This is a genomic window from Paraburkholderia sp. J67 (genome assembly GCF_905220265.1).
Taxonomy (GTDB): Bacteria; Pseudomonadota; Gammaproteobacteria; order Burkholderiales; family Burkholderiaceae; genus Paraburkholderia.
Genome location: NZ_CAJMZK010000063.1, coordinates 1 through 2,564 on the forward strand (window position 1 = coordinate 1; position 2,564 = coordinate 2,564).

Genomic DNA, 2,564 nt, shown 5'->3' on the forward strand with positions numbered 1-2,564 from the left:
ACCAGTCGTCATACTCGAAGGTCTGATCCTTCGTGGGCCCGTGCGGCTGCCGAGTCATCGAGGTTCGACGCTGGCCGCCGCGGACTTGCTGATGGTCGTGGAGGGTTTAGGGATGCGGCGGCTTTGCGGAAGGCGGAGGTGCGACGTGAACTTTCGCGAGGCGGCGGGAAGCAATGAACAAAGGGCCGTCTGGATGGCCTTTTGTTCGCTCTTACGTTGATTCGGGCTCCTGCATTCCAATACGCCGTTAGGTGAACGCATCGCCTTCAGAGACCAGAGCGGAAACGAATCGATCAAACGAATGCCTCAACGCCCGGCCTTGCTCGTTCAAACAGAAAATGCATGCCTGCGCAATCATCACTCAAAATCGCAGCGCAAAAATTTCGATATCAGACACCATCAAAAATATTAAAATTCAATATTGGATTTGACTCACACAAATCCCCAACCTTTCTCACAATATTAAAATAAGGGAAAGGAATCAGATTACCCGACCCACGGTCAACCGCCTTTGGGATACGCAAATCCAGCTGAACCATATTTCCCGCACCAGCCACGTCCAACTTCGGCCAGCTTGTGCTACGATTTGTATCCCAATTCGACAACTCTGATCCCGGAATCACAGAAATCTCGGTGATTTCCCTTGATAATATATATTGCCCACTGCACGCAACAAAGCTATCACCTGGAAATCCAACCACTGAATCACTGTCCGCATTCGATGTGATCGTATAAACCCATGGCGTGATACCCCAACAGAGAATCATTAGTCCTTCAGCGAACAATTCGCCAGCTAATTCAGTTGTGGTAAACATCTCCAACAAGTTATGCGCTCCGCTCCCAATTTTTTTAACCAAAAAATTATTAAACAATTCAACATTTACAGCAACGAAACCAAGGTGACTATAGCTTTCATATATACTTGAATTTTTCTTCCGATTAAGACTTTCATTCTTATTCTTGCAAAAAATTACGTAAAAAATCTGCAAATCGGAGAATTTCAAGAGCGCCAATTTCTCCTCATCTACGTGAGCACTCCGTCCAATAAGAGGAGTCTCAACAAACGAGATGATATTGATCTCGCCAACTTCTTCACCAGCAACAAACTTTGATAAATCTATATCGATCGACGCCGTAGTGAATTCAACAATATCGCTACCACCAACGTCAATTGCTTTCTTGCTTCGATAACTATTCGAAAGATCGAAATTATTTACACTACTCTCACTCAATGAGGAAACATACTCTACAACGACAAGGCTACGCCCACGGTGGCCCAGGTCGCTCGACGCTCCGGTCAGAGGAATAATGCTCTCACCACCCTCGCCTACAACCCTTACTCCAAATCCAGATAAATCGATACCGTTTTGAAAATATTCGTATTTTTGCTTGCTCATTTACATCCGCCTCTTTGAGCCCCCCATTCCTTCGTCTTTTCCCGCGCCTCGGCGGGAGATACGTTCTTCGCCAACAATTGGCCTTTTGTGCCGTTCTGGCCGATCAGGTGCCTGCCATACCAGTTCATCATTGGCGACGGTCAGCTCTTCGGGCGTCCCCGACACATCGTTGTGAAAATAATAAACCGCATCGTGTACCGACTCGTCGTTCGCCGCTGGCGCATCACGATCGACACGCGCCAGCGGTGCATAACTGCCTATCGCCTACACATTACTAAAGTTTCAAATAGAATGACAGCCCAAATCTATTTAGGGCAGCGCTTGCCCTCTACAACCTGCATCGCACCATCGTCACAAGCCATCGAACAGATTCTCGACAGCCCGTTGATATTTATCCGCCTTTGGTTGACGCATCTGTTTTAAATACAGAGAAAGACGTACGCGGTCATCCCGAAGCAAAAGGTACAGGATCGAGAATGTGAGCAAAAACGTTAAACTATGGCCGACATATGTCTCGTTGCTCGATTCCTCTTCATCCTCTTCCGCAGGATTGAAATCCTGACCAACATCGATTAGTTTCGCGCCCCTTATCATGGCAACACAAAACCTCCGAAGCCGATCAAAATCCGTTTCCAACAGATCTTCGACATCGTTCAAATCGAACTTCGCCATGCCGAGTGCCTTCTGACAATAAGCGAGCTCTGCGTCATAAAGATCACTGCACAATATTTTCTTTGCCTCCTTGATCACACTCGAGGCCAAAGAAAAATATTTTGTAGAATACAGAAGATCTCTTATTGATTGAATATCGTTTACCATGAATCAACGCCCTTTATAATCCTAAGTAAAGTTTCGCCAGTGTTTCTGAACGAGTCAACCGCTTCATGTTGCCAAGGCGTCAAAGCTGTGAGGTTGTTAGCATTGTGCACGCCCGGACCGCCTATCCGTTGCGGAATATTTGTGTGATGTAATTCCATCGATACATCCTTGACAACTCTCTGACCATTCTTCAGCACCTCAACTTGCAGACGTGGTGCCTGGCCATTAGCCATCCTCTGTAGATTGTTTGGTGAATAAGATGGTGCATTTGTACGCGCTTCGTTCTTCCAGTAGTTCTTTCGCTCGGTATTCCAGCAAGCGAGCCCCCACGGGTCAAACCACGAGATA

The 2,564-nt window shown here is 46.8% G+C and carries 3 protein-coding genes and 1 pseudogene; all 4 read right to left on the reverse strand.

All coding sequences use genetic code 11. The features are described from left to right. Positions 1–389 precede the first annotated feature (389 nt). Positions 390–1,397 (reverse strand): hypothetical protein, encoded by a 1,008-nt coding sequence (locus U5782_RS41070; protein WP_322049593.1) that lies wholly within the window; start codon positions 1,395–1,397, stop codon positions 390–392. Then, positions 1,398–1,658 (reverse strand): RHS domain-containing protein, encoded by a 261-nt coding sequence (locus U5782_RS41735; protein WP_415914502.1) that lies wholly within the window; start codon positions 1,656–1,658, stop codon positions 1,398–1,400. It lies immediately after the preceding gene. A 90-nt stretch (positions 1,659–1,748) separates the two neighbouring features. Next, a complete protein-coding gene (locus U5782_RS41075) occupies positions 1,749–2,216 on the reverse strand; it encodes a hypothetical protein (protein WP_322049594.1) in 468 nt (155 codons plus the stop codon). Next, positions 2,210–2,564: pseudogene (locus tag U5782_RS41080) on the reverse strand (RHS repeat protein); the annotation flags it as partial. The pseudogene U5782_RS41080 and the gene U5782_RS41075, both read right to left, overlap by 7 nt.